Source organism: Cellulosilyticum sp. WCF-2 (assembly GCF_003990395.1).
GTDB classification, from domain to species: Bacteria; Bacillota; Clostridia; order Lachnospirales; family Cellulosilyticaceae; genus Cellulosilyticum; species Cellulosilyticum lentocellum.
This window is the reverse complement of record NZ_CP034675.1, coordinates 4,657,082-4,680,131: the sequence shown is the minus strand read 5'-3', so window position 1 is coordinate 4,680,131 and position 23,050 is coordinate 4,657,082. Positions and strand designations below refer to the sequence as shown.

Annotated in this window: 39 protein-coding genes; 38 read left to right on the top strand and 1 reads right to left on the bottom strand. The window is 36.6% G+C overall.

All coding sequences use genetic code 11. The annotated features are described in order from the left end of the window. Nucleotides 1–178: 178 nt before the first annotated feature. The gene (locus EKH84_RS21335) at nucleotides 179–880 is read right to left on the bottom strand and encodes a SanA/YdcF family protein (protein ID WP_127067845.1); all 702 of its coding nucleotides are present in this window, start codon (nucleotides 878–880) and stop codon (nucleotides 179–181) included. Nucleotides 881–1,065: 185 nt separating this feature from the next. Between EKH84_RS21335 and EKH84_RS21330 the strand changes: the two genes are divergently transcribed. The 38 genes from EKH84_RS21330 (at nucleotide 1,066) to EKH84_RS21145 (ending at nucleotide 22,861) form a co-directional block, all read left to right on the top strand. Beyond that, nucleotides 1,066–1,257, top strand: coding sequence for a hypothetical protein (locus tag EKH84_RS21330; protein ID WP_127067844.1), 192 nt, complete (start codon nucleotides 1,066–1,068; stop codon nucleotides 1,255–1,257). Nucleotides 1,258–1,662: 405 nt separating this feature from the next. Continuing rightward, the gene (locus tag EKH84_RS21325) at nucleotides 1,663–1,905 is read left to right on the top strand and encodes a ribosomal L7Ae/L30e/S12e/Gadd45 family protein (RefSeq protein WP_013658512.1); all 243 of its coding nucleotides are present in this window, start codon (nucleotides 1,663–1,665) and stop codon (nucleotides 1,903–1,905) included. Between the two features lie 15 nt (nucleotides 1,906–1,920). Continuing rightward, nucleotides 1,921–2,340, top strand: coding sequence for a 30S ribosomal protein S12 (rpsL, locus tag EKH84_RS21320; protein WP_013658511.1), 420 nt, complete (start codon nucleotides 1,921–1,923; stop codon nucleotides 2,338–2,340). A 142-nt stretch (nucleotides 2,341–2,482) separates the two neighbouring features. Further along, on the top strand, nucleotides 2,483–2,953 hold the full coding sequence (gene rpsG, locus EKH84_RS21315) for a 30S ribosomal protein S7 (RefSeq protein WP_013658510.1): 471 nt from the start codon (nucleotides 2,483–2,485) through the stop codon (nucleotides 2,951–2,953). Between the two features lie 27 nt (nucleotides 2,954–2,980). Continuing rightward, entirely contained in the window at nucleotides 2,981–5,068 is a 2,088-nt protein-coding gene (gene fusA, locus EKH84_RS21310; RefSeq protein WP_013658509.1) for an elongation factor G, read from the top strand. A gap of 121 nt (nucleotides 5,069–5,189) precedes the next feature. Further along, on the top strand, nucleotides 5,190–6,383 hold the full coding sequence (gene tuf / locus EKH84_RS21305; RefSeq protein WP_127067843.1) for an elongation factor Tu: 1,194 nt from the start codon (nucleotides 5,190–5,192) through the stop codon (nucleotides 6,381–6,383). Nucleotides 6,384–7,047: 664 nt separating this feature from the next. Continuing rightward, nucleotides 7,048–7,356: a 30S ribosomal protein S10 gene (rpsJ, locus tag EKH84_RS21300; RefSeq protein ID WP_013658507.1), complete on the top strand. Its 309-nt coding sequence runs from the start codon at nucleotides 7,048–7,050 to the stop codon at nucleotides 7,354–7,356. A gap of 96 nt (nucleotides 7,357–7,452) precedes the next feature. Next, nucleotides 7,453–8,082 (top strand): 50S ribosomal protein L3, encoded by a 630-nt coding sequence (gene rplC, locus EKH84_RS21295; protein WP_127067842.1) that lies wholly within the window; start codon nucleotides 7,453–7,455, stop codon nucleotides 8,080–8,082. 27 nt (nucleotides 8,083–8,109) lie between these two features. Further along, nucleotides 8,110–8,733, top strand: coding sequence for a 50S ribosomal protein L4 (rplD, locus tag EKH84_RS21290; RefSeq protein WP_013658505.1), 624 nt, complete (start codon nucleotides 8,110–8,112; stop codon nucleotides 8,731–8,733). Further along, a complete protein-coding gene (gene rplW, locus EKH84_RS21285) occupies nucleotides 8,733–9,032 on the top strand; it encodes a 50S ribosomal protein L23 (protein WP_013658504.1) in 300 nt (99 codons plus the stop codon). The genes rplD and rplW overlap by 1 nt, the downstream gene beginning before the upstream one ends. 77 nt (nucleotides 9,033–9,109) lie before the next feature. Next, a complete protein-coding gene (gene rplB / locus EKH84_RS21280; protein WP_127067841.1) occupies nucleotides 9,110–9,943 on the top strand; it encodes a 50S ribosomal protein L2 in 834 nt (277 codons plus the stop codon). A gap of 31 nt (nucleotides 9,944–9,974) precedes the next feature. After that, the gene (gene rpsS / locus EKH84_RS21275; protein WP_013658502.1) at nucleotides 9,975–10,256 is read left to right on the top strand and encodes a 30S ribosomal protein S19; all 282 of its coding nucleotides are present in this window, start codon (nucleotides 9,975–9,977) and stop codon (nucleotides 10,254–10,256) included. Between the two features lie 31 nt (nucleotides 10,257–10,287). Continuing rightward, nucleotides 10,288–10,674, top strand: a complete 387-nt coding sequence (gene rplV, locus EKH84_RS21270) for a 50S ribosomal protein L22 (RefSeq protein ID WP_013658501.1) — start codon at nucleotides 10,288–10,290, stop codon at nucleotides 10,672–10,674. A 12-nt stretch (nucleotides 10,675–10,686) separates the two neighbouring features. Further along, complete coding sequence (gene rpsC, locus EKH84_RS21265; RefSeq protein ID WP_013658500.1) at nucleotides 10,687–11,346, top strand: 30S ribosomal protein S3; 660 nt, start codon at nucleotides 10,687–10,689, stop codon at nucleotides 11,344–11,346. Beyond that, nucleotides 11,346–11,786 (top strand): 50S ribosomal protein L16, encoded by a 441-nt coding sequence (gene rplP, locus EKH84_RS21260; protein WP_127067840.1) that lies wholly within the window; start codon nucleotides 11,346–11,348, stop codon nucleotides 11,784–11,786. Before rpsC ends, rplP begins: the two co-directional genes overlap by 1 nt. Next, complete coding sequence (gene rpmC, locus EKH84_RS21255) at nucleotides 11,776–11,979, top strand: 50S ribosomal protein L29 (protein ID WP_013658498.1); 204 nt, start codon at nucleotides 11,776–11,778, stop codon at nucleotides 11,977–11,979. The genes rplP and rpmC overlap by 11 nt, the downstream gene beginning before the upstream one ends. Before the next feature lie 18 nt (nucleotides 11,980–11,997). Then, nucleotides 11,998–12,255: a 30S ribosomal protein S17 gene (gene rpsQ, locus EKH84_RS21250; RefSeq protein WP_013658497.1), complete on the top strand. Its 258-nt coding sequence runs from the start codon at nucleotides 11,998–12,000 to the stop codon at nucleotides 12,253–12,255. Between the two features lie 31 nt (nucleotides 12,256–12,286). After that, nucleotides 12,287–12,655, top strand: coding sequence for a 50S ribosomal protein L14 (rplN, locus tag EKH84_RS21245; RefSeq protein WP_013658496.1), 369 nt, complete (start codon nucleotides 12,287–12,289; stop codon nucleotides 12,653–12,655). 13 nt (nucleotides 12,656–12,668) lie between these two features. Further along, on the top strand, nucleotides 12,669–12,980 hold the full coding sequence (gene rplX / locus EKH84_RS21240) for a 50S ribosomal protein L24 (RefSeq protein ID WP_330547576.1): 312 nt from the start codon (nucleotides 12,669–12,671) through the stop codon (nucleotides 12,978–12,980). A gap of 25 nt (nucleotides 12,981–13,005) precedes the next feature. Next, the gene (gene rplE / locus EKH84_RS21235) at nucleotides 13,006–13,545 is read left to right on the top strand and encodes a 50S ribosomal protein L5 (RefSeq protein ID WP_013658494.1); all 540 of its coding nucleotides are present in this window, start codon (nucleotides 13,006–13,008) and stop codon (nucleotides 13,543–13,545) included. 13 nt (nucleotides 13,546–13,558) lie between these two features. After that, nucleotides 13,559–13,744: a type Z 30S ribosomal protein S14 gene (locus EKH84_RS21230; RefSeq protein ID WP_013658493.1), complete on the top strand. Its 186-nt coding sequence runs from the start codon at nucleotides 13,559–13,561 to the stop codon at nucleotides 13,742–13,744. A 22-nt stretch (nucleotides 13,745–13,766) separates the two neighbouring features. After that, on the top strand, nucleotides 13,767–14,168 hold the full coding sequence (gene rpsH, locus EKH84_RS21225) for a 30S ribosomal protein S8 (protein WP_013658492.1): 402 nt from the start codon (nucleotides 13,767–13,769) through the stop codon (nucleotides 14,166–14,168). 30 nt (nucleotides 14,169–14,198) lie between these two features. Beyond that, a complete protein-coding gene (gene rplF / locus EKH84_RS21220; protein WP_013658491.1) occupies nucleotides 14,199–14,738 on the top strand; it encodes a 50S ribosomal protein L6 in 540 nt (179 codons plus the stop codon). Between the two features lie 22 nt (nucleotides 14,739–14,760). Then, nucleotides 14,761–15,129 (top strand): 50S ribosomal protein L18, encoded by a 369-nt coding sequence (gene rplR / locus EKH84_RS21215; RefSeq protein WP_013658490.1) that lies wholly within the window; start codon nucleotides 14,761–14,763, stop codon nucleotides 15,127–15,129. A 20-nt stretch (nucleotides 15,130–15,149) separates the two neighbouring features. Continuing rightward, complete coding sequence (gene rpsE, locus EKH84_RS21210; RefSeq protein ID WP_013658489.1) at nucleotides 15,150–15,662, top strand: 30S ribosomal protein S5; 513 nt, start codon at nucleotides 15,150–15,152, stop codon at nucleotides 15,660–15,662. A 16-nt stretch (nucleotides 15,663–15,678) separates the two neighbouring features. Then, a complete protein-coding gene (gene rpmD, locus EKH84_RS21205) occupies nucleotides 15,679–15,864 on the top strand; it encodes a 50S ribosomal protein L30 (protein ID WP_013658488.1) in 186 nt (61 codons plus the stop codon). A 34-nt stretch (nucleotides 15,865–15,898) separates the two neighbouring features. Next, nucleotides 15,899–16,342: a 50S ribosomal protein L15 gene (gene rplO, locus EKH84_RS21200; RefSeq protein ID WP_013658487.1), complete on the top strand. Its 444-nt coding sequence runs from the start codon at nucleotides 15,899–15,901 to the stop codon at nucleotides 16,340–16,342. A 2-nt stretch (nucleotides 16,343–16,344) separates the two neighbouring features. Continuing rightward, the gene (gene secY, locus EKH84_RS21195; protein ID WP_013658486.1) at nucleotides 16,345–17,613 is read left to right on the top strand and encodes a preprotein translocase subunit SecY; all 1,269 of its coding nucleotides are present in this window, start codon (nucleotides 16,345–16,347) and stop codon (nucleotides 17,611–17,613) included. Nucleotides 17,614–17,635: 22 nt separating this feature from the next. Beyond that, nucleotides 17,636–18,283, top strand: a complete 648-nt coding sequence (locus tag EKH84_RS21190; RefSeq protein ID WP_127067838.1) for an adenylate kinase — start codon at nucleotides 17,636–17,638, stop codon at nucleotides 18,281–18,283. 1 nt (nucleotide 18,284) lies between these two features. Continuing rightward, nucleotides 18,285–19,037 carry a type I methionyl aminopeptidase gene (map, locus tag EKH84_RS21185; protein ID WP_013658484.1) on the top strand — a complete coding sequence of 251 codons (753 nt, stop codon included), beginning with the start codon at nucleotides 18,285–18,287 and terminating at the stop codon, nucleotides 19,035–19,037. Between the two features lie 11 nt (nucleotides 19,038–19,048). Continuing rightward, a complete protein-coding gene (locus EKH84_RS21180) occupies nucleotides 19,049–19,327 on the top strand; it encodes a KOW domain-containing RNA-binding protein (RefSeq protein WP_013658483.1) in 279 nt (92 codons plus the stop codon). A 15-nt stretch (nucleotides 19,328–19,342) separates the two neighbouring features. After that, nucleotides 19,343–19,561 carry a translation initiation factor IF-1 gene (gene infA, locus EKH84_RS21175; RefSeq protein WP_013658482.1) on the top strand — a complete coding sequence of 73 codons (219 nt, stop codon included), beginning with the start codon at nucleotides 19,343–19,345 and terminating at the stop codon, nucleotides 19,559–19,561. Between the two features lie 27 nt (nucleotides 19,562–19,588). Beyond that, nucleotides 19,589–19,702, top strand: coding sequence for a 50S ribosomal protein L36 (gene rpmJ, locus EKH84_RS21170; protein ID WP_013658481.1), 114 nt, complete (start codon nucleotides 19,589–19,591; stop codon nucleotides 19,700–19,702). 151 nt (nucleotides 19,703–19,853) lie between these two features. Further along, nucleotides 19,854–20,225: a 30S ribosomal protein S13 gene (rpsM, locus tag EKH84_RS21165; RefSeq protein WP_013658480.1), complete on the top strand. Its 372-nt coding sequence runs from the start codon at nucleotides 19,854–19,856 to the stop codon at nucleotides 20,223–20,225. A gap of 24 nt (nucleotides 20,226–20,249) precedes the next feature. Beyond that, nucleotides 20,250–20,657: a 30S ribosomal protein S11 gene (gene rpsK / locus EKH84_RS21160; protein ID WP_013658479.1), complete on the top strand. Its 408-nt coding sequence runs from the start codon at nucleotides 20,250–20,252 to the stop codon at nucleotides 20,655–20,657. Between the two features lie 13 nt (nucleotides 20,658–20,670). After that, on the top strand, nucleotides 20,671–21,297 hold the full coding sequence (rpsD, locus tag EKH84_RS21155; RefSeq protein ID WP_013658478.1) for a 30S ribosomal protein S4: 627 nt from the start codon (nucleotides 20,671–20,673) through the stop codon (nucleotides 21,295–21,297). 51 nt (nucleotides 21,298–21,348) lie between these two features. Beyond that, nucleotides 21,349–22,308: a DNA-directed RNA polymerase subunit alpha gene (locus EKH84_RS21150; protein ID WP_127067837.1), complete on the top strand. Its 960-nt coding sequence runs from the start codon at nucleotides 21,349–21,351 to the stop codon at nucleotides 22,306–22,308. 25 nt (nucleotides 22,309–22,333) lie between these two features. Continuing rightward, nucleotides 22,334–22,861 (top strand): bL17 family ribosomal protein, encoded by a 528-nt coding sequence (locus tag EKH84_RS21145; protein WP_013658476.1) that lies wholly within the window; start codon nucleotides 22,334–22,336, stop codon nucleotides 22,859–22,861. Nucleotides 22,862–23,050: the final 189 nt, after the last annotated feature.

Genomic DNA, 23,050 nt, shown 5'->3' with positions numbered 1-23,050 from the left:
TTATTATTATTTTTCATAATCTAGGAAAGTTCTACTTTTGTATAAAAATAGAACTTTCCTAGACTATAAGGGTGCAGGGGAAGTATTTCCTGCCGTATTCAGGAGGGGGCTCAGCTGACATGTTTTTTTGTCAGTGCCGAAGGGAACCTAGGGTTCCCTAGCGGAAGAAATGTGGAGGCTAGTCCACTTTCTTATCGTAGGTAAGCGAGCTATCAGTGGACATGATAGGAATTTTATCGCCTAAATAAGTAGGCTTAGGATTAAATAATGAATAACAGAAATCTTTAACACGTGCCAAGTATTCTCTAGCTTCAAAATATTTAATGTTGGGATATGAAAGTATATCCGCTTTTACGCCGTAGGCTTCAATACCCCTAGCATTTGCTAAATAAACAGCTCTCTTAAGATGATAATCTTGGGTTACAATAATAGCCTTGTTAACTTCGAATATTTCTTTTGCGCGATACATAGTTTCGTAGGTACTAAAACCTGCATGATCCAGATAAATTTGTTTTGTAGGAATACCTAGACTAATAAGATAATCTTTCATGGCATTAACTTCATCATAATTTTTTTGTCCATGGTCACCAGATACTAAAATTTTTAATTGAGAGTTATTTTTATAAATAGCATAAGCTGTATCTAATCGATCTTTTAAAATACCAGAAGGATTACCATTTGAATGAACCTGTGCACCTAATACAATAATAACGCTAGAATCTAATAAAGGTGTATCATTTGGGGAAGAGTAGATGTAAGTATTAGCAGTGTTAATCATATAGAGATTGATAAGTAGTGAAGCTAAAAAAGCAAAAAAGCCTAAACCTATGATAAATACTAGAGTGCGTAAAGTATATGTAAGCAAAGTTTTCTTTTTCATGTATTCCTCCTTAGTAATGTGTTAAATTTATAGTAACAAATAGATTAGAAATAAACAATGAAAAATCTGAATAAATAGATAATTAAGAAACATATTAAAGGATAATTTAATTAATAAGTACAATTATAGGCAGCATTAAGATAAAACTGTTAAAATACATTGTAAATAAAATAAAGGAGCAAAATGTGTATAGAACAAGGATAGAATGGAAAGGCTGGATATTCGAAATACCAGATATAGAACAAAGATTTGGAAAGACAAAAGTAGAGGTGTATAAGAATGATATAGAAGAAGTGTTTTATATAGAAGAACAATACTTATCTGAACTGATTTGTAATGAGTTATATGATAAATACCTGTATGTATATGAGGGATAGAGGGGTAGAAGTCCTAGCTTGTATACATTAATTAAAGGCTAGTTTATGTAATAAACTCGCAGATATTAAATGATAAAGACATGGAGAATGCAAGTTATCCTTATATATGTATATAAAATTTATAGCGTCGTATAAAAAAAGAGTTTTTAGTAAACAATTTAGATGTAGGCAAAATCAATTACTAAACTATAATAAATATACTATAAATAAAAGAACCACCAAGATAAAGGAGAATTAACATAATTTACTTAGAGAAAAGCAAAGATGAATGCGTTATAATTGTAAATGTTCCAGCTACACAAAAGTAATAAAGAAAACAAAATAATTCTTGACAACTAAGACTTAGAGTGATAGACTAGGTCAGTGTGTAATAGTATGCATAAAAATGAACCTAAAGGGGGATTTATGTTGTACGATTTGGAAAACACAATTCAAATTGTGGGGACAAAACAAACGATCAAACATCTTGAAAAAGGTGATGCTAAAGTTGTATTTGTCGCTAAAGATGCCGATGACCGTGTTACGGGTCAGGTGGTAGAGCTTGCAAAAGCGAAAAATGTACAAGTTGAATTCGTTGATACAATGAAAGAACTTGGCGAAAAATGTAACATAGAAGTAAAAACTGCAGTAGCAGCAATTATCGCGTAAGGAGGAGGTGCCAGAATGCCTACATTTAACCAATTAGTTCGTAAAGGCAGAAAAGAAATCGAGAAAAAATCAACTGCGCCAGCGTTACAAAAAGGGTTCAACTCTTTAAGAAAACGTCCTACAGATATCTCTTCACCACAAAAAAGAGGTGTTTGTACAGCAGTTAAAACAGCTACACCTAAAAAACCTAACTCAGCTCTTCGTAAGATTGCCAGAGTTCGTTTAACAAACGGGATTGAAGTAACAGCTTACATTCCAGGTGAAGGTCATAACCTTCAAGAACACAGTGTAGTATTAATCCGCGGAGGTAGGGTAAAAGACTTACCAGGTACACGTTACCATATCGTTCGTGGTACTCTTGATACAGCAGGTGTTGCGAACAGAAAACAAGCTCGTTCAAAATACGGTGCTAAGAGACCAAAAGTTAAAAAATAATCTAAGAAATGAATTGGTGCCCAACTTACGATAAAAAGCTGACTAGTCAGATTTTAAATAGATGAGTGGGCACGCACGATCCTCGTTAAAGAGGACGAGTACCGATGATATTTCGAATGAAATTAGTTAAGGAGGGAAGACCGTGCCACGTAAAGGACATGTAGCAAAAAGAGACGTATTAGCTGATCCTATGTACAACAGCAAGTTAGTAACAAAGCTTATTAACAACATTATGCTAGACGGTAAAAGAGGAAAAGCTCAAAAAATAGTATATGGTGCGTTTGACATCATTGCAGAAAAAACAGGTAGAGATGCATTAGAAGTTTTCCAAGAAGCTTTAGAAAACATCATGCCAGTATTAGAAGTAAAAGCACGCCGTGTAGGGGGTGCAACTTACCAAGTACCTATGGAAGTTCGTCCAGAAAGACGTCAAACATTAGGACTTCGTTGGTTAACAGTTCACACACGTAAACGTGGTGAAAAAACTACAACTGAAGCTCTTGCAGCTGAGTTATTAGATGCACTTAATAACACAGGTGGATCAGTTAAGAAAAAAGAAGATACACACAAAATGGCAGAAGCAAACAAAGCATTTGCTCACTACAGATGGTAGGCTATTTAATTTAAAGGAGGAAATACCTTGGCAGGAAGAGAATATCCACTTGAGCGTACCAGAAATATTGGTATCATGGCTCATATCGATGCAGGTAAAACAACTCTTACAGAACGTATCCTTTTCTATACAGGTAGAAACCATAAGATTGGTGAGAGCCATGAAGGTACTGCTACTATGGACTGGATGGAACAAGAGCAAGAACGTGGTATCACAATCACATCCGCTGCAACAACTTGTTTCTGGTTAAATAACCGTATCAATATCATTGATACTCCTGGACACGTTGACTTTACTGTAGAAGTTGAGCGTTCATTACGTGTACTTGATAGTGCTGTAGGCGTATTCTGTGCAAAAGGTGGGGTTGAACCTCAATCTGAGACAGTATGGCGTCAAGCTGACAAATACCACGTACCACGTATGGCGTTTGTAAATAAAATGGATATCATGGGTGCTGACTTCTTAAGAGCAGTAGGCATGATGAGAGAAAGATTAGGGGCAAATGCTGTTCCTATCGAATTACCAATCGGTGCAGAAGAAAACTTTGTTGGAGTAATTGACTTATTCAAAAACAAAGCATTCATCTACAAAGACGATTTAGGTAAAGAAATTGAAGAACAAGAAATCCCAGCAGATATGGCTGAAATGGCTGCACAATATCGTGCTGAGATGATTGAAGCAATTTGTGAAACTGATGAAGAATTAATGATGATGTACCTTGAAGGTGAAGAAATTGGAGAAGAACAACTTCGTGCGGCTCTTCGTCAAGCAGTTATCAACGTACAAATCATTCCAGTTCTTTGTGGTTCGGCTTACAAAAACAAAGGGGTACAAAAATTACTTGATGCTATCGTAGAATTTATGCCAGCACCAACAGATATCCCAGCTATTAAAGGTGTTAATCCTGAAACAGGAGAAGAAATGGACAAACATTCATCTGATGATGAACCATTTGCTGCTCTTGCATTCAAAATCATGACTGACCCATTCGTAGGGAAGCTTGCTTTCTTCCGTGTGTACTCAGGAAGCATTTCATCAGGATCATATGTTCTTAACTCAACTAAGAACAGAAAAGAACGTTTAGGCCGTATCTTACAGATGCATGCTAATGAACGTAAAGAAATCTCTGAAGTTTACTCTGGAGATATCGCTGCTGCTGTAGGTTTAAAAATGACTACAACAGGTGATACATTATGTGATGAAGATCACCCAGTAATTTTAGAGTCAATGGAATTCCCAGAACCAGTTATTCAAGTTGCTATTGAACCTAAAACTAAAGCTGGACAAGAAAAAATGGGACTTGGTCTTGCAAAACTTGCAGAAGAAGATCCAACATTTAAAACTTGGACAGATGAAGAAACAGGTCAAACAATCATTGCAGGTATGGGTGAGCTTCACCTTGAAATCATCGTTGACCGTTTAATGAGAGAATTCAAAGTAGAAGCTAATGTAGGTGCACCTCAAGTTGCATATAAAGAAACAATTGCTAAAGATGTTGACGTTGAATCTAAATACGTTAAACAATCTGGTGGTAGTGGTCAATACGGTCACTGTAAAGTTCGTTTCTCACAACTTGACCCTAACTCTGAACACACTTACGAATTCGTAAGCTCAGTAGTTGGTGGATCTATTCCTAAAGAATACATTCCAGCTGTTGACAAAGGTATCCAAGAAGCTATGAATGCTGGTCCTTTAGCTGGATTTAAAGTTCTTGGTGTTAAAGCAGACTGTTATGATGGTTCATACCACGATGTCGATTCATCAGAAATGGCATTCAAAATTGCTGGTTCTATGGCATTCAAAGATGCTATGAAAAAAGCAGGTGGTGTACTTCTTGAACCTATCATGAAAGTTGTTGTAACAGCTCCAGAAGAATATTTAGGAGATGTTATCGGAAGTCTTAACTCACGTCGTGGACGTATGGAAGGTATGAACGCAGTTGGTGGCGGACAAGAAGTTAGAGCATTCGTTCCTCTTGCAGAAATGTTCGGATATACAACTGACCTTCGTTCAAGAACACAAGGTCGTGGTAACTCATCAATGGAATTCGACCATTATGAACCATGTCCAAAAAATATCCAAGACAAAGTAATTTCAGACCGTAGAGGTAACTAATTATCTTAAAAAGGATATTAACAAAATAAATCATTTGCAGCTACTTGAAAAGTAGCTGCAAATTGAATATAATCAAATTATCTGAGAAAAACTCAGCCGAAATTAAAGGAGGAAATGATAAATGGCTAAAGCTAAATTTGAAAGAACCAAGCCACACGTTAACATTGGTACAATCGGACACGTTGACCATGGTAAAACAACATTAACAGCAGCAATTACAAAAACTCTTCACGAAAGATATCACTTAGGTGAAGCAGTTGACTTCGCAAATATTGATAAAGCTCCAGAAGAAAGAGAACGTGGTATCACAATTTCTACAGCTCACGTTGAATATGAAACTCCAGCTCGTCACTATGCTCACGTTGACTGTCCAGGACATGCTGACTACGTTAAAAACATGATCACAGGAGCAGCTCAAATGGATGGTACTATCCTTGTTTGTGCAGCTACAGATGGTCCAATGGCTCAAACTAGAGAGCATATCTTATTATCTCGTCAAGTTGGTGTACCATACATCGTTGTTTTCTTAAACAAATGTGATATGGTTGATGACGAAGAATTATTAGAATTAGTTGAAATGGAAATCAGAGACTTATTAAGCTCTTACGATTTCCCTGGTGATGATACTCCAATCATCCGTGGTTCAGCTCTTCAAGCACTTAACGATCCAATGGGTCCATGGGGAGATAAAATCGTTGAATTATTCGAAATCATCGACGAATATATCCCAACTCCAGAACGTGCTGTAGATAAACCATTCTTAATGCCAGTAGAAGACGTATTCTCTATCACAGGTCGTGGTACAGTTGCAACTGGTAGAGTAGAATCAGGTGTTCTTAAAGTTCAAGATGAAGTTGAATTAGTAGGTATTCATGAAGAAACTCGTAAAGTAGTTTGTACAGGAGTAGAAATGTTCCGTAAACTTCTTGACCAAGCTGAAGCTGGTGACAACATCGGTGCTCTTCTTCGTGGTATCCAAAGAACAGAAATCGAAAGAGGGCAAGTTCTTTGTAAACCAGGTTCAATCACACCACACAAAAAATTCAAAGCTCAAGTATACGTTCTTAAAAAAGAAGAAGGTGGACGTCACAAACCATTCTTCTCTCACTATAGACCACAATTCTATTTCCGTACAACTGACGTAACAGGTGTTATCGAGTTACCAGAAGGTACAGAAATGTGTATGCCTGGGGATAACGTAGAAATGACTATCGAACTTATCCACCCAGTAGCTATGGCACAAGGTTTACGTTTTGCTATCCGTGAAGGTGGTAGAACAGTAGGTTCTGGTGCTGTTGCATCAATCATTGAGTAATCTCTGATTATTTGATTATAAAAAGACACATCTTAAGATGTGTCTTTTTTTTAATCGATAATCACTGAATAATAGATAAAGGAATGATGAAGAATATAGGCTTGCCATAGGCGTAAGGAGTAATGATGGCAAGGCAAATTCTTAAGAGTGAAGAAGGTGCAGAAACTAATATACATTCTTGATTCTTCATGTAGAGTCTACAGATGGAAGAAATTATGATTTGCACATCATTGTAAAAGTGTGTAGAATATAAATCGTTAACGAAACGAAAAGGTTAAAAAGTAAATAGCTATTATATAGGAAGAAACTCATTTCTATTACAATAGACATATGAAAAATAATGCATAAATTACCAGAATAAAATTGTAAAAAAAATAAAAAAATCCTTGTCATGTACAAGGAGATAGTGTATAATAAACACGTTGTGACATTGAGAACTATGATCCAGGAGGTTACGCATCGCAAGATGGATTTCTGGGGAGCGAATGTCAGGTTCAAGAAACCAGGCGGCAGGTCACTGTACTATATTGAATAGGTGTTAGGCGTGTCCATAGTTATATGGAAATGCTTGATATAAGTTTGCGCTTATTAACACCAGCAGAGTGTACAGTCACCACTAGTCGTACTAGGTTCAAAAAAGTACGAAAAGGAGGGGACTTTTTTTATGGCAAGTCAAAAAATCCGTATTACATTAAAAGCTTATGATCACAAATTAATCGATCAAACAGCTGCACAAATCGTAGAGATCGCTAAAAAAACTGGCGCTCAAGTAAGTGGACCAATCCCACTTCCAACTAAAAAAGAAGTTGTAACAATTCTACGTGCTGTACACAAATACAAAGATTCTCGTGAGCAATTCGAACAAAGAACTCACAAAAGACTTATCGACGTAGAAGCAACACCAAAAACTGGCGATGCTCTTATGAGAATTGATTTACCAGCTGGTGTAGATATCAAAGTTGACGCTAAATAATTTTAGCAAACTTGATAACAAACGGACGGTTAAATAATCGTCTAGTATGATTACCCGAAGATGGTAATCCGCTGTAGATATTAGGAGGTGCAAGGAATGAAAAAAGCAATTTTAGGTAAAAAAATTGGTATGACTCAAATTTTTGATGAAAACGCAAACCTAATTCCTGTAACAGTATTAGAAGCAGGTCCATGTGTTGTAACTCAAAAGAAAACTATGGAAAATGATGGTTACGAAGCAATCCAAGTTGGTTTCGGTGAAGTTAAATCTAAACACGTAATCAAACCAGTTGCTGGTCACTTCGCAAAAGCTGGCGTTGAAGCTAAAAAATTCTTAAAAGAATTCAGATTAGAAGATACAAGTGCTTATGAAGTTGGTGCAGTAATCGCTGCTGATACATTTGCTGCTGGAGACAAAGTAGATGTAGTTGGTACTTCAAAAGGTAAAGGTTACCAAGGCGCTATCAAAAAATATGGTCAATCTCGTGGACCAATGGGACACGGTTCTAAATCACACAGAGTAGCAGGTTCTATGGGTGCTGCAACAAGCCCAGGACGCGTTATGAAAGGTAAAGGCCTTCCATCACACATGGGTTGTGTACAAGTAACAGTACAAAACTTAGAAGTTGCACGTGTAGATGCAGATAAAAACTTAATCTTAATTAAAGGTGCAGTACCAGGACCAAAAGGTACAATCATCACTATCAAAGATAGCTGTAAAGCTTAAGGATAGCGAGAAAGGAGGAAATTAGTAATGGCAAAAGTAGCTGTATTAAATATGACAGGCGCACAAGTTGGAGAAGTTGAATTAAACGACTCAATTTTTGCGGTAGAAGTTAAAGAACACTTAGTACACCAAGCAGTAGTTGCACACCTTGCAAACAGACGTCAAGGTACACAAAGTGCTAAAACTCGTGCAGAAGTACGTGGTGGTGGTAGAAAACCATGGAAACAAAAAGGTACAGGTAGAGCAAGACAAGGTTCTATTCGTGCTGTACAATGGGTAGGTGGTGGAGTTGCATTCGCACCAAAACCAAGAAATTACTCAATCAAAGTGAATGCTAAAGAAAGAAGATTAGCTCTTAAATCAGCTTTAACAAGCAGAGTAAACGAGTCTAAATTCATCGTTCTTGATTCATTAGAATTAGCAGAAATCAAAACAAAAGCTATGGCTAATGTTTTAGAAGCTCTTAAATTAAATAAAGCTTTAATCGTTACTGAAGGTGAAGCTAGCAAAAACGTTATGTTATCAGCTAAAAACATCCAAGGTATTAAAACAGCAGCTGTAAACAATATTAATGTATACGACATCTTAAAATACGATACATTCGTAGTAACTAAAGATGCTCTTAATAAAATCGAGGAGGTGTACGCATAATGGCAGATTTAAAATTTTATGACGTCATTTTAAAACCAGTTGTTACAGAGAAATCTATGAACAGCATGGCTGAGAAAAAATACACATTCCTAGTTGAAAAAAGTGCTACTAAAGCTCAAATCAGAGAAGCAGTAGAAAAAATGTTCGAAGGAACAAAAGTTGAGAAAGTAAATACAGCTAACTACGATGGAAAAACAAAACGTCGTGGAAGAACAGTTGGTAAAACAAACGCTTACAAAAAAGCAATCGTTAAACTTACAGCTGAAAGCAAAGACATTGACTTTTTCCAAGGAATGTAGTTTAATAGAAAAAGATGAAACACACGGCTAAGTGTAAAAGAATCGTGTAAATTAATCGATTGAAAGGAGTGAACACGATGGGTATCAGAAAATTTAGACCATATACCCCTTCAAGAAGACATATGACTTCTTCAACATTTGAAGAAATCACTAAAGCATCTCCTGAAAAATCTTTATTAGTAACTTTAAAGAAAAACTCAGGTAGAAACAATCAAGGGAAAATCACAGTACGTCACCGTGGAGGCGGCGCTACAATTAAATACAGAATCATCGACTTCAAACGTAATAAAGATGGTGTTCCAGCAAGAGTAGTAGGTATTGAATATGATCCAAACAGATCAGCTAACATTGCATTACTTGCTTACGCAGATGGTGAAAAACGTTACATCTTAGCTCCATTAGGACTTAATGTAAATGACACACTTATGAGCGGTGAAACTGCAGAAATCCGTATTGGTAACTGTCTTGAAATGAAAGATATGCCAGTAGGTGCTACAATTCATAACATCGAGATGAAACCAGGTAAAGGTGGACAACTTGTTCGTGCTGCTGGTATGTCAGCTCAACTTATGGCTAAAGAAGGTAAATATGCAACAGTTAAATTACCATCAGGCGAAATGAGATTACTTCCAATCAACTGCCGTGCTACAATCGGTCAAGTTGGAAATATTGATCACGAACTTATCAACATTGGTAAAGCAGGACGTAAACGTCACATGGGTATTCGTCCAACAGTTCGTGGTTCTGTAATGAACCCTAACGATCACCCTCATGGTGGTGGTGAAGGTAGATCACCAATCGGTAGACCAAATCCATGTACTCCATGGGGTAAACCAGCTCTTGGATACAAAACAAGAAAGAAAAACAAACATTCTAATAAATATATTGTACGTCCACGTAACAAAAAATAATAACGTGGTTGCGTGAAAGGAGGCATCATTAATGGCTCGTTCCATCAAAAAAGGACCATTTGCTGATCAAAGTTTATTAAAGAAAATAGACGCTATGAACGCAGCAGATGAGAAAAAAGTTATTAAATCATGGTCACGTCGTTCAACAATTTTCCCTACAATGGTAGGTCATACAATCGCTGTACATGACGGAAGAAAACACGTTCCTGTATTCGTTACAGAAGATATGGTAGGACACAAATTAGGTGAATTTGCGTTAACAAGAACTTACCGTGGACATGGTAAAGATGAGAAAAAATCAAGAGTTCGCTAATTAATATTTATACGGAAGGAGGTCTTTCATCATGGCAAAAGGACATAGAAGCCAGATCAAAAAAGAGAGAAACGCTCAAAAAGACTCAAGACCAAAAGCTAGAGTAACATTCGTACGTTTATCAAGTACAAAAGCAAATATCGTGCTTGACCAAATTAAAGGAAAAGATGTTAATACAGCATTAGCTATCTTAGCATACACACCAAGATGGGGTGCTCGTGTAGTAGAGAAAGTATTAAAATCTGCAATTGCAAACGCTGAACACAATATGGGTATGGACGCTTCAACATTATATGTGGATGAAGCATTCTCAACAAAAGGACCAACTCTTAAAAGAATTCGTCCACGTGCTCAAGGTCGTGCATATCAAATTCAAAAACAAACTAGCCACATTACAGTGGTATTAAATGCGAGATAAGGAGGTAAACACATGGGCCAAAAGGTAAATCCACATGGATTAAGAGTTGGTGTTATCAAAGAATGGGATGCTAGATGGTATGCTGATAAAAAAGACTTTGCTAACAACCTAGTAGAAGATGATAAAATTAGAAAATTCATCAAGAAAAAATTATATGCTGCTGGCATTGATAAAGTAGAAATCGAAAGAATGTCTAAACGTGTAAGAGTTCACGTTCACACATCAAAACCAGGTATCGTAATTGGTAAAGGTGGAGCATCTATCGATTTACTTCGTAAAGAAGTAGAAAAATTAACTGCAAACAAAGTTGCTATCAACATTGTAGAGGTTAAAAGACCAGAAGCTTGTGCTCAATTAGTAGCAGAAAACATTGCACTTCAATTAGAAAACCGTGTTTCTTTCCGTCGTGCTATGAAACAAGCAATGGGTAAAGCATTCAAATCTGGAGCAAAAGGTATTAAAGTATCTTGTTCTGGTCGTTTAGGTGGAGCTGAAATGGCACGTACTGAACAATATTCAGATGGTAACATTCCACTTCAAACATTAAGAGCTGACATCGAGTATGGATTTGCAGAAGCAGATACAACATACGGTAAAATCGGCGTTAAAGTATGGATCTACAAAGGAGAAGTACTTCCAACTAAAGTTAAAAAGGAAGGGAGCGAAAACTAATGTTAATGCCTAAAAGAGTAAAACGCCGCAAACAATCACGCGGACGTATGAAAGGCCAAGCTACCCGTGGAAATAAAATCACTTATGGTGAATACGGTATTGTTGCAATGGAGCCATCTTGGATTAGATCAAATCAAATCGAAGCAGCCCGTATTGCGATGACACGTTATATCAAACGTGGTGGTAAAGTTTGGATTAAAATCTTCCCAGATAAACCAGTTACAGCTACACCAGCTGAAACTCGTATGGGTAAAGGTAAAGGTTCGGTAGATTACTGGGTAGCAGTAGTTAAACCAGGAAGAGTTATGTTTGAGTTATCAGGCGTAGCAGAAGAAACAGCTAGAGAAGCTTTAAGACTTGCGGTACACAAGTTACCAATGAAGTGTAAAATCGTTTCTCGTGCTGAACAAGAAATGGCAGGTGATGGTAGTGAAAACTAAAGCATTCTTAGAAGAAATTAGAACTAAATCAGCTGATGAATTACAAGTTGAATTGGTAAATGCGAAAAAAGAACTCTTTAATTTAAGATTCCAAAACGCTACCAATCAATTAGATAATACAGCAAGAATCAAAGAAGTAAGAAAGAATATAGCACGTATTCAAACTATTATTACACAAAAAGCAACTGTGTAGTAGAGAGGAGGCAAGCTCGTGTCTGAAAGAAATTTACGTAAAACATTAATTGGTAATGTAGTTAGCAATAAAATGGACAAAACTATTACTGTAGCAGTTGTAAACAATGTAAAACACCCTCTTTACGGAAAAATCGTAAAAAGAACTTACAAATTACACGCTCATGATGAAAATAATGAGTGCCAAATCGGTGATAGAGTAAAAGTAATGGAAACAAGACCTTTATCTAAATCAAAAAGATTTAGACTTGTAGAAATCGTAGAAAAAGCTAAATAGTAATAGAAATCTTGAAAGGAGGTCACTTCTCATGATTCAACAAGAGAGTAGATTAAGAGTAGCTGATAACACAGGTGCTAAAGAACTTCTTTGTATCCGTGTTCTTGGTGGCTCAACAAGAAGATATGGTAATATCGGTGATGTTATCGTAGCATCAGTTAAAGATGCAACACCAGGCGGCGTTGTTAAAAAAGGTGATGTAGTTAAAGCTGTTATCGTTCGTACTAAAAAAGGCGTAAGACGTCAAGATGGTTCTTACATCAAATTCGATGAAAATGCAGCTGTAATTATTAAAGAAGACAAAAACCCAAGAGGGACTCGTATTTTTGGACCAGTAGCAAGAGAGTTAAGAGAAAAGAAATACACAAAAATCTTATCACTTGCTCCAGAAGTTCTATAAGGAGGTGTGAATAGTGAAAACTAAACTTAAAAAAGGTGATAGAGTAGTTATTATTGCCGGTAAAGATAAAGGTAAAGAAGGTAACATCACATTAATCGACCGTAAAAATGGTAGAGTTGTTGTTGAAGGTTGTAACATGATTACAAAGCACCAAAAAGCAAATGCAGCTAACCAAGGTGGTTTAATTGAAAGAGAAGCACCTATTCACATGTCAAATGTAATGTACGTGCACGGCGGTAAAGCAGCACGTTTAGGTGTAGAAATTAAAGACGGTAAAAAAGTTCGCGTAGCAATCGTTAACAAAGAACGTTTTGTAATCGACTAATTAGTGAAAGGAGGCAATGTGAACGATGAGTAGATTAAGAGAAACTTATAAAAATGAGATCATGGGTGCTATGACAGCAAAATTTGGTTACAAAAACCAAATGGAAGTACCTAAAATTGAAAAAATCGTTATCAACATGGGTGTTGGTGAAGCAAGAGATAATGCAAAAGTATTAGAAAATGCTGTAAACGATATGCAAATGATTGCAGGTCAAAAACCTGTTATCACAAAAGCTAAAAAATCAGTGGCTGCGTTCAAACTTCGTGAAGGTATGCCAATCGGATGTAAAGTAACTCTTCGTGGTGAAAAAATGTATGAGTTCTTAGATCGTTTAGTAAACTTAGCTCTTCCACGTGTACGTGACTTCCGTGGTGTAAGTGCTACAGCTTTCGATGGTCGTGGTAACTACGCTTTAGGCGTTAAAGAACAACTTATTTTCCCAGAAATCGAGTACGATAAAGTAGATAAAGTTCGTGGTATGGATGTTATCATCGTAACAACAGCTCATACAGACGAAGAAGCTCGTGAACTGTTAACACAATTCGGGATGCCTTTTCAAAAATAAGGAGGGTAAATAAATGGCAAAGAAATCAATGAAAGTTAAGCAACAAAGACCTGCTAAATTTTCAACTCAAGCATATACAAGATGCCGTATCTGTGGTCGTCCACATGGTTACCTTAGAAAATATGGTATCTGCCGTATTTGTTTCAGAGAATTAGCATATAAAGGTCAAATCCCTGGCGTTAAAAAAGCTAGCTGGTAAGAAAGAAAGGAGGCAAATAACAATGACAATGAGCGATCCTATTGCAGATATGTTAACAAGAATCAGAAATGCCAACATCGCAAAACACGATGTAGTTGAGGTTCCTGCTTCAAAAATGAAAAAAGCTATTTCTGAAATTCTTGTAAATGAAGGATATATTAAAGGTTTTGAAGTTAAAGAAGATGGTGTTAAATCAACAATTCGCATGACTTTAAAATACGGAAAAGATAAAAACGAGAAAGTTATTTCTGGTATCAAAAAGATCTCTAAACCAGGTCTTCGTGTATACGCAGATACAGACAACCTTCCAAAAGTTCTTGGTGGACTTGGTACAGCGATTATTTCTACAAACAAAGGTGTAATCACTGACAAAGAAGCTAGAAAACTTGGTGTAGGTGGCGAAGTAATCGCATTCATTTGGTAATAAAGACAATAAGTTAAGGAGGTGCCGAATATGTCACGTATTGGTAAACAACCAATCGCTGTTCCAGCAGGTGTTACAGTTACTATTAGCCCAGCTAACGAAGTAGTTGTAAAAGGACCAAAAGGAACACTTACTCAAACATTTGATACAGCAATGAACATTGCATTAGAAGAAAATGAAGTTGTGGTAACAAGACCAAACGACTTAAAAAGAAATAGATCTCTTCACGGTTTAACAAGAACACTTATTGCTAACATGGTAGAAGGCGTAACTAACGGTTTCACAAAAGTGTTAGAAATCAACGGTGTTGGATATAGAGCACAAAAACAAGGCAAAAAATTAGTTCTTTCTTTAGGGTATTCTCACCCAGTTGAAATGGAAGACCCAGAAGGTCTTACAACAACATTAGATGGTAACAAAATCACTGTAGCAGGTATCGATAAAGCAGCTGTAGGTCAATATGCAGCAGAAATTAGAGATAAACGTAGACCAGAACCATACAAAGGTAAAGGTATTAAATACATTGATGAAGTTATTCGTCGTAAAGAAGGTAAAACAGGTAAAAAATAATAAGTAAAGGAGTGACATCCGCATGATCAGAAAGCAATCTAGAAGCGATATTCGTGTTAAAAAACACAATAGAATGCGTAATAAAGTTCAAGGTACAACAGAGAGACCTAGACTTGCCGTATTCAGAAGTGAAAAACACATCTACGCTCAAATTATAGATGACATGACTGGAACAACTTTAGTTGCAGCATCAACAGTTGAAAAAGAAATTGCTAAAGAATTAAAAGCAACTTCTAACGTTGAAGCAGCAGCAGCAGTTGGAACAGCAGTTGCTAAAAAAGCAGTAGCAAAAGGTATTGAAAACGTAGTATTTGACCGTGGTGGTTTCTTATATCATGGTAGAGTTAAAGCATTAGCAGACGCAGCTCGCGAAGCTGGGTTACAATTCTAGTAAAGGAGGGAAATAAGAACATGGCTAAAAGATTAACTATTGATCCTAGTACAATGGATCTTCAAGAAAAAGTTGTTACAATTAAACGTGTAACAAAAGTAGTAAAAGGTGGTCGTACATTCCGTTTCTCTGCTTTAGTAGTAGTTGGTGACGGTAATGGTCACGTTGGTGTAGGCTTAGGAAAAGCAATGGAAATTCCAAATGCTATCCAAAAAGCTATCGACGATGCTAAGAAAAACCTTATTTACATCGAAAGAAACGATGCAGATAGTATTTATCATGAATTCTATGGTGAATTTGGAAGTGCAAGAGTACTTCTTAAACCAGCTAAAGAAGGTACTGGAGTTATCGCAGGTGGTCCAGCTCGTGCTGTACTTGAACTTGCAGGTATTCGTAACATCAGAACTAAATCTTTAGGTTCAAATAACAAGAAAAACGTAGTTCATGCTACAATCGAAGGTCTTAGAGCATTAAAAACACCTTCACAAGTAGCTAAACTTCGTGGAAAATCAGTAGAAGAGATTCTAGGCTAAGAGGAGGAAGTAAAAGATGGCAAAGATCAAAGTTACATTAGTTAGATCTACAATCGGAGCACTTCCAAAACACAAAAAAACTGTTGAAGCGCTAGGATTAAGAAAGATTAACAGTGCAAACATTCACGAAGATAACGCAGCTATCCGTGGTATGATTGACCAAGTTACACACTTAGTAAAAGTAGAAGAAATTAACGAGTAATAGATATTTACAAATAGAAGGAGGTGCCAAGGACATGAATTTAAGTACATTAAGACCAAATGAAGGATCTAAAAAAGGAACTTTCCGTGTTGGTAGAGGTCATGGTTCAGGTAATGGTAAAACTGCTGGTAAAGGACACAAAGGGCAAAAAGCTAGAAGTGGCGGTGGTGTAAGACCTGGTTTTGAAGGTGGTCAAATGCCATTATACAGACGTCTTCCAAAACGTGGATTTACAAACCGTAACAGTGTAGAAATCGTTGGTATCAACGTTGACTTATTAAATCGTTTCGAAGATGGTGCAGTAGTAACTATCGACGCAATGATTGAAGCAGGTATCATCAAAAATCCAAGAGACGGGGTAAAAATTCTTGGTAAAGGTGAAATCAGCAAAAAATTAACTGTACAAGCAAACGCATTTAGCGCAAGCGCTAAAGAAAAAATTGAAGCTGTGGGTGGTAAAGCAGAAGAGGTGATGTAAAGGTGGATTTATTCAAAACTCTTAGAAATGCTTGGAAAGTGCCAGAACTACGCAACAAATTGATATACACACTTTGGATGTTTCTTTTTATCAGAATCGGGGTATCTATTACTGTACCAGGAGTAGACAGAGCAGCGCTAGCAGCAGCAAATGCCGCTAATGCTAACTCCGGTTTTGTAAACCAATTTATGAGCATGATAACAGGTGGTGCAAATCAAGATTTGGCACTATTTGCATTAGGAGTAGGTCCTTATATTACTGCTAGTATCATCATGCAACTTCTTCAAGTAGCTATCTCTAAATTAGAAGAGTTAGCAAAAGAAGGAGAAGAAGGTAGAAAAAAAATCAACAAGTATACACGCTATGTAACACTTGGTTTAGCAGTTGTACAATCATGGGCTATGGTATTGACAAATAGAAATGTGTTAGTTGATGATAGCATTTGGACCTTTTTACTTGTTATGATTGCATTTATTGCTGGTTCAATGCTAGTTATGTGGATTGGTGAACAAATCACTTCAAAAGGTGTAGGTAATGGTATGTCACTTTACATCTTTATTGGTATTATTTATTCACTACCAACTAACTTTGCAGGAATTTTTGTTTTGAATAAAGATAGAATCTATATCCCAATCATTGTGCTTATTGCATTTATTGCTTTAGTAGGATTTACAGTACTCATGGCACAAGGTGAAAGAAGAGTATCAGTTCAGTATGCAAAACGTATGGCTGGACGTAAGGTGTATGGTGGTCAATCACAATACATTCCAGTTAAGGTTAACCTTGGCGGGGTTCTTCCTATTATCTTTGCTATGTCTATTATGAACTTCCCACAAATTATTATTAACTTGGTAGGGGCTCAAGTATCTGAAAACTGGCAGACGGTGCTTAATTGGTTAAACTGGACTAATCCAGTTGGATCAGTGATTTATATCATTCTTATCTTTGCATTTGCGTTCTTTTATTCAACAATTGCTTTTAATCCAATGGAGATTGCAAGCAATATGAAGAAAAGTGGAGGGTTCGTTCCAGGTATTAGACCAGGAAAGCCTACTTCTGATTATTTAGCAGCTTTAGGAACACGCATTACATTACTTGGAGCTATATTCTTAGTTATACTTGCGATAATGCCTTTAGCATTTAACTATTTATTCAAAGTAGACGTTGCCTTCTCAGGAACATCATTACTCATCGTAGTAGGGGTTGTACTTGAAACACTTAAACAAATCGAATCACAAATGTTAATGAGACATTATAAAGGATTTTTATAGAATGAATAGGAGGTAGGCCGCTGTGAGATTAATATTATTAGGTGCGCCTGGAGCAGGTAAAGGGACACAAGCAGAAATGCTAACTAAACTATATGATATTCCATGTATCTCTACAGGTAATATTTTTAGAGAGCATATTTCTAACAATACTGAGCTAGGTCAAAAAGCTAAAGCATACATGGATGAAGGAAAATTGGTGCCAGACTCACTTGTTATTGAGCTTGTCAAAAGTAGAATTACTCAGGATGACTGCAAAAATGGTATGATTTTTGATGGTTTCCCAAGAACAATTCCTCAAGCCGAGGCATTAGATGTAATGCTTAAGGAGTTAAGTATTCCAATTGACTTTGTTATCAATGTAGATGTACCTGATGAACTCATTGTTGATCGTATGAGTGGTAGAACAGTTTGTCCTAGCTGCGGCGCTTCTTACCATAAAGTAAATAAAATTGAAACAGTTGCTGGCAAGTGTGATCTTTGTGGTGCAGACCTTATTCAAAGAGAAGACGATAAAGCAGAAACTGTTAAGAAAAGATTAGATGTATATCATGAACAAACGGAACCTTTAATTGCATACTATAAAACTCAAGGTAAAGTATTAGACATTGATGGTGTAGGTACAGTTGAAGAAGTACGTGATAGAGTAAAAAAAGCATTGGGAGTGAAATAAGATGGCCATTCACATTAAATCAGCTGATGAAATCAGCTTGATGAGGGAAGCCGCCCAAATTCTTGTAGAGGCCCATGATTTAGTAGCAGCTCATATAAAGGAAGGCATTACTACTAAAGAACTTGATAGCATAGCTGAAAAGTTTATTAAAAGTAAAGATGCATATCCTTCATTTCTTAATTATCATGGATATCCAGGGTCAGCTTGCATTTCTATAAATGATGAAGTTGTTCATGGTATTCCTGGGAAGAGAAAGCTACAAGAGGGAGACATAGTAAGTGTTGACCTCGGGGTATACTATAAGGGATATCACTCAGATGCTGCAAGAACCTATCCGGTTGGCACAGTTGATGCTGCCAAGTTAGACCTAATAAGAGTGACGAAAGAAAGCTTTTTTGAAGGTTTAAAATATGCAAAACCAGGCAATCATTTAAGTGATATATCATCGGCAATTCAGCGTCATGCTGAAGCTCATGGTTATGGCGTAGTGAGAGACCTAGTTGGACACGGAATAGGTAAACAATTGCATGAAGAACCACAAGTTCCAAACTACAAAACACCTGGAAGAGGACCAAAACTTCAAAAAGGTATGGTACTCGCTATTGAACCAATGATAAACATGGGAACATGGCAAGTTAGGGTACTAGAAGATGATTGGACGTTCGTAACTAGAGATGGCAGTGTATCTGCACATTATGAGAACACAGTGGTTATTACAGATGATATTCCAGAAATACTTACTATAGGTAAGTAAGAGGTGATTAAATGAATAACAAGTATTCGCTAGGGCAGATTGTTTTCTCAAAGTGCGGTCGTGATCAAGGGAAACCATTTATTGTTGTAAGTATAGAGGAAGAATATGTTTACTTAGTAGATGGGAGTCTCCGCAAAGTAGATAACCCGAAACTAAAGAAGAAAAAACATATTCAGCCAACGCTGACTACTAATGAATGGATAAAACAAAAAATTATAGAAGAAAATCGACTAACAAATAGTGATGTTAGACGAGCTCTTGAAGAGTATCTAGGGCAATCTTCTGTGTAAGAGGAGGTTTGTAACTTGGCTAAAGGTGATGTTATAGAAGTAGAGGGAACAGTGATAGAGAAGTTACCAAATGCGATGTTTAAGGTTGAGATTGAAGGAGGACACATTGTCCTTGGTCATATTTCAGGAAAACTTCGTATGAACTTCATCCGTGTATTACCGGGTGATAAGGTAACCATAGAACTTTCTCCATATGATTTAACCAAAGGGCGCATTATTTGGCGTTCTAAATAAATGGTATAATAGAAAGGAGAACAGAAAATGAAAGTACGTCCATCAGTAAAAAAGATTTGCGAAAAATGTAAAATTATTAAAAGAAAAGGTCGTGTTTGCGTTATCTGTGAGAATCCAAAACACAAACAAAAACAAGGTTAATATTACCTTGAATATTGGCACTTTAACTCATTGATTTATGAGTAATAGTAAGCTATAATATTCTGTGGTATTTAACTTAGAAGCGGCTGCGGCATAGAGTCATTTATGCTGTATTATATATATTTTAAAAAACCTATAGGAGGTGCAGAGAGTGGCACGTATTGCAGGTGTAGACTTACCAAAAAATAAACGTGTTGAAATTGGTCTTACTTATATTTTCGGTATTGGCCGCCCAACTTCTCGTCAAATTTTAACAGAAGCTGGCATTGATTTCGATACTCGTATCAAAGACTTAACTGAAGAACAAGTTTCTAAGATTCGTGAACTTATTGAAAAATTAGGAATCATCGTTGAAGGTGATCTTCGTCGTGAAATCGCTTTAAACATTAAGAGATTAATGGAAATCGGTTGCTACAGAGGAATTCGTCATAGACGTGGTCTTCCAGTTAGAGGACAAAAAACAAAAACAAATGCTCGTACACGTAAAGGTCCTAAAAAGACAGTAGCTAATAAGAAAAAATAGTAAATAAAGGAGGTTAAGAATCTCATGGCAGTTGCAAAAAAAGGTGGTAAAAAAGTTGTAACTCGTAAACGTCGTGACAGAAAACACGTTGAACGCGGTGTTGCACACATTCAATCAACTTTTAACAATACAATGGTAACATTAACAGACACAAACGGAAATGCTCTTTCATGGGCAAGTGCTGGCGGTCTTGGATTTAGAGGTTCAAGAAAATCAACTCCATATGCAGCTCAAATGGCAGCTGAAACAGCAGCTAAAGCAGCAATGGAACATGGATTAAAATCAGTAGAAGTTATGGTTAAAGGACCAGGTTCTGGTAGAGAAGCTGCGATTCGTGCACTTCAAGCTGCAGGCTTAGAAGTAACATTAATCAAAGATGTAACTCCTGTACCACACAATGGTTGCCGTCCACCAAAACGTAGAAGAGTGTAATAGGAGGGTAAAAATGGCTAGATATATTGGTTCTAAATGTAAACAATGTCGTCGCGAAGGAAAAAAATTATTCCTTAAAGGTGAAAGATGTTTCTCAGCTGCTTGTTCAGTTGAAAAAAGACCTTATGCTCCAGGGCAACACGGTCAAGCTAAAAAGAAATTATCTGAGTACGGATTACAATTACGTGAAAAACAAAAAGCTAAAAGAATCTATGGTGTTCTTGAAGGTAAATTCAGAACTTACTTTGAAGAAGCAGATCGTAAACAAGGAATTACAGGTGAAAACTTACTTCGTCTTCTCGAACTTCGTTTAGATAACGTTTGTTACCGTATTGGTCTTGGACGTTCTCGTACAGAAGCTAGACAAGTAGTAAGACACAACCTTATTACTGTTAACGGTAAAAGAGTAAACATCCCATCTTACCAAGTTAAAGTTGGCGATGTAATTGAAGTTAAAGAAGATGCTAAATCATTCGAACGCTTCAAACTTACTGCAGAAGTAACAGGATCTCGTATTGTTCCAGAATGGTTAGAAGGCGATATTGAAAACCTTAGAGGTACAGTTAAAGCACTTCCAACTAGAGAACAAATCGATACTGATATTGCAGAAACACTTATCGTTGAGCTTTACTCTAAGTAATAGTTCGTCACCCTCAATATTTTATTTTAAAACCAAAGGAGGGTTTATCCGGTGTTGGAATTTGAAAAACCACAAATTGAGATTAAAGAATTATCGCAAGATGGTAAATATGGCTGTTTCGTAGTAGAACCATTAGAAAGAGGATATGGAATCACATTAGGCAATAGCCTTCGTCGCATTCTTTCTTCTTCTCTTCCTGGCTCTGCTATTAGCAGCGTCAAAGTGGATGGTGTACTTCATGAGTTTAGTTCAATTCCTGGAGTGAAAGAGGATGTTGTTGAAATTATCCTTAACCTTAAAGGTCTTGCTATCCGCGATACAAGTCAAGGTACAGAACCTAAAGTAATTTATATTGAGAAATCTGGAGAAGGCCCAGTAACTGGAGCAGATATTAAATGTGGTCCAGAAATTGAGATCCTTAATCCAGAACATCATATTGCTACTTTAAATGGTGGAGCAAACTCTAACCTTTCAATTGAAATGACAGTAACAACTGGCCGTGGATATGAAGGTGTTGATAAGCTGAAGAAAACTGATCTTCCAATAGGAGTGATCCCAGTTGATGCTAACTACACACCAGTAGAGCGTGTAAACTTTATTGTAGAGGATACACGTGTTGGGCAACAAACTGACTATGATAAACTTACATTAGAGGTTTGGACAAATGGTACACTTAAGCCAGATGAAGCTGTATCTTTAGCTGCAAAAGTTTTAAGTGAACATTTAAACCTTTTCATTGACTTATCAGAGAATGCACGTACTACAGAAATTATGGTAACAAAAGAAGATGATTCTAAAGAAAAAACTTTAGAAATGACAATCGAAGAGTTAGACCTCTCAGTTAGATCATTCAACTGTTTAAAACGTGCGGGAATCAACACAGTTGAAGACTTAACAAACAAGACAGAAGAAGAAATGATGAAAGTTCGTAATCTTGGACGTAAATCATTAGAAGAGGTATTCCAAAAACTCAACGAACTTGGTTTTCAACTTAAACCAAGTGAAGAATAAGCAGAATATTTAAGGAGGTTAGGGCATGGCTGGACAAAGAAAGCTCGGACGTGACGCAGCAGGACGTAAAGCGTTACTTCGTAACCAAGTTACAAATCTCTTATACCATGGAAAGATTAAAACAACTGCTCCAAAAGCAAAAGAGATTCGTAAAATCGCTGAAGGCTTAATCGCAATGGCTGTTCGCGAAAAAGACAACTATGAAGAAGTTACTATTAAAGCAAAACAACCTAAATTAGATAAAGACGGTAAACGTGTTAAAGAAGTTGTAGATGGCAAAAAAGTAACTGTTTATGATGAAGTAGAAAAAACTATCAAAAAAGATAGTGCTACTCGCTTACATGCAAGAAGACAAATGTTAAAGGTATTATACCCAGTAACAGAAGTACAAGGTGCTAAAAGAAGACAAGCTAAAAAAGTTGACATGTGCGACAAATTATTTAGCGAAATCGCTCCTAAATACGCTGACCGTAATGGTGGTTACACAAGAATCATCAAAATCGGACCACGTAAAGGTGACGCAGCTGAAGAAGTTATTATCGAATTAGTATAATATCTAGGGATTAAGAACTGTTCTTAATCCCTTTCTTATTATATTAATATATAGTAAAGTTATTAAGAGTAAATTAATGATTATAGTGTATCGGTACGATTATGGATAAAAAGAGTTTAAATAAGCTAAGAGGTAGCCAAAACCTAATGGGTTAGTTTATATTATATATAGTTATGAGTAGTTAAAAGA

Excerpts from the sequence above, each read along its gene's own strand:
- rpsC (WP_013658500.1), top strand. The coding sequence starts at position 10,687 with ATGGGCCAAAAGGTAAATCCACATGGATTAAGAGTTGGTGTTATCAAA.
- rpmD (WP_013658488.1), top strand. The coding sequence starts at position 15,679 with ATGGCAAAGATCAAAGTTACATTAGTTAGATCTACAATCGGAGCACTT.
- rplW (WP_013658504.1), top strand. The coding sequence starts at position 8,733 with ATGGCAGATTTAAAATTTTATGACGTCATTTTAAAACCAGTTGTTACA.
- rplF (WP_013658491.1), top strand. The coding sequence starts at position 14,199 with ATGTCACGTATTGGTAAACAACCAATCGCTGTTCCAGCAGGTGTTACA.
- EKH84_RS21230 (WP_013658493.1), top strand. The coding sequence starts at position 13,559 with ATGGCAAAGAAATCAATGAAAGTTAAGCAACAAAGACCTGCTAAATTT.
- rpsJ (WP_013658507.1), top strand. The coding sequence starts at position 7,048 with ATGGCAAGTCAAAAAATCCGTATTACATTAAAAGCTTATGATCACAAA.
- map (WP_013658484.1), top strand. The coding sequence starts at position 18,285 with ATGGCCATTCACATTAAATCAGCTGATGAAATCAGCTTGATGAGGGAA.
- rpsL (WP_013658511.1), top strand. The coding sequence starts at position 1,921 with ATGCCTACATTTAACCAATTAGTTCGTAAAGGCAGAAAAGAAATCGAG.
- rpsE (WP_013658489.1), top strand. The coding sequence starts at position 15,150 with ATGGCTAAAAGATTAACTATTGATCCTAGTACAATGGATCTTCAAGAA.
- rpmJ (WP_013658481.1), top strand. The coding sequence starts at position 19,589 with ATGAAAGTACGTCCATCAGTAAAAAAGATTTGCGAAAAATGTAAAATT.
- rplE (WP_013658494.1), top strand. The coding sequence starts at position 13,006 with ATGAGTAGATTAAGAGAAACTTATAAAAATGAGATCATGGGTGCTATG.
- rpsK (WP_013658479.1), top strand. The coding sequence starts at position 20,250 with ATGGCAGTTGCAAAAAAAGGTGGTAAAAAAGTTGTAACTCGTAAACGT.
- rpsH (WP_013658492.1), top strand. The coding sequence starts at position 13,767 with ATGACAATGAGCGATCCTATTGCAGATATGTTAACAAGAATCAGAAAT.
- rplR (WP_013658490.1), top strand. The coding sequence starts at position 14,761 with ATGATCAGAAAGCAATCTAGAAGCGATATTCGTGTTAAAAAACACAAT.
- rplD (WP_013658505.1), top strand. The coding sequence starts at position 8,110 with ATGGCAAAAGTAGCTGTATTAAATATGACAGGCGCACAAGTTGGAGAA.
- EKH84_RS21325 (WP_013658512.1), top strand. The coding sequence starts at position 1,663 with ATGTTGTACGATTTGGAAAACACAATTCAAATTGTGGGGACAAAACAA.
- rplP (WP_127067840.1), top strand. The coding sequence starts at position 11,346 with ATGTTAATGCCTAAAAGAGTAAAACGCCGCAAACAATCACGCGGACGT.
- rplO (WP_013658487.1), top strand. The coding sequence starts at position 15,899 with ATGAATTTAAGTACATTAAGACCAAATGAAGGATCTAAAAAAGGAACT.
- rplN (WP_013658496.1), top strand. The coding sequence starts at position 12,287 with ATGATTCAACAAGAGAGTAGATTAAGAGTAGCTGATAACACAGGTGCT.
- rplB (WP_127067841.1), top strand. The coding sequence starts at position 9,110 with ATGGGTATCAGAAAATTTAGACCATATACCCCTTCAAGAAGACATATG.
- rpsS (WP_013658502.1), top strand. The coding sequence starts at position 9,975 with ATGGCTCGTTCCATCAAAAAAGGACCATTTGCTGATCAAAGTTTATTA.
- rplV (WP_013658501.1), top strand. The coding sequence starts at position 10,288 with ATGGCAAAAGGACATAGAAGCCAGATCAAAAAAGAGAGAAACGCTCAA.
- tuf (WP_127067843.1), top strand. The coding sequence starts at position 5,190 with ATGGCTAAAGCTAAATTTGAAAGAACCAAGCCACACGTTAACATTGGT.
- rpsD (WP_013658478.1), top strand. The coding sequence starts at position 20,671 with ATGGCTAGATATATTGGTTCTAAATGTAAACAATGTCGTCGCGAAGGA.
- EKH84_RS21180 (WP_013658483.1), top strand. The coding sequence starts at position 19,049 with ATGAATAACAAGTATTCGCTAGGGCAGATTGTTTTCTCAAAGTGCGGT.
- rplC (WP_127067842.1), top strand. The coding sequence starts at position 7,453 with ATGAAAAAAGCAATTTTAGGTAAAAAAATTGGTATGACTCAAATTTTT.
- EKH84_RS21145 (WP_013658476.1), top strand. The coding sequence starts at position 22,334 with ATGGCTGGACAAAGAAAGCTCGGACGTGACGCAGCAGGACGTAAAGCG.
- EKH84_RS21335 (WP_127067845.1), bottom strand. The coding sequence starts at position 880 with ATGAAAAAGAAAACTTTGCTTACATATACTTTACGCACTCTAGTATTT.